The sequence below is a fragment of the Pseudoalteromonas sp. MMG013 genome (assembly GCF_018100885.1).
In the GTDB taxonomy this organism is placed as follows: Bacteria; Pseudomonadota; Gammaproteobacteria; order Enterobacterales; family Alteromonadaceae; genus Pseudoalteromonas; species Pseudoalteromonas aurantia.
The window spans coordinates 1-463 of record NZ_JAGJEE010000119.1 but is presented as its reverse complement, the minus strand read 5'-3'; the positions used below and the strand labels follow the sequence as shown (position 1 = coordinate 463).

Here is a 463-nt window from a genome sequence, read left to right as displayed (position 1 = left end):
AAAACGGTATGGTTAGAGCAGGTACAAAGCTTTAGACGACAATATGCAAACTTTGCAGGGAGTAAACACGCATTATGCCGACAGGCGGCAAAGAATGACGTTAAATGGTACAAAGGAGCTGGGTAACCAGTATTTTATCTATAGAATATCAAAAAACATCAATACGAACCTAGCAAGCACATCAGCTTGCTGTTTTGCTTTCCGTGTTATGAATGAAGTTACTAGTGTGCTTCTAGATTGCACGTGGCTTGTAATGGTGAATGTACAATTATTTTCCTGCCCTGTTGTTGCTGCAATTATGTGCCTGTCCCGTAACTCTAAATGTGTCCCGTAACTCTAAATGTTGCTGCACTGCAATTATGTGCCTGTCCCGTAATTTATATTTAGCGCATCGTAAAGCGGCAGAGGGTAAGCCTGAGCTGTATTATCTTTCTACTTTTTTCAAAGGGTTTGATCAACAGAC

At 40.8% G+C, this 463-nt stretch carries 1 pseudogene; it reads left to right on the top strand.

Annotated features, from left to right (window positions below):
• Positions 1–126 (top strand): annotated as a pseudogene (locus J8L98_RS24990) (alpha-amylase family glycosyl hydrolase); the annotation flags it as partial.
• Between the last annotated feature and the right edge of the window lie 337 nt (positions 127–463).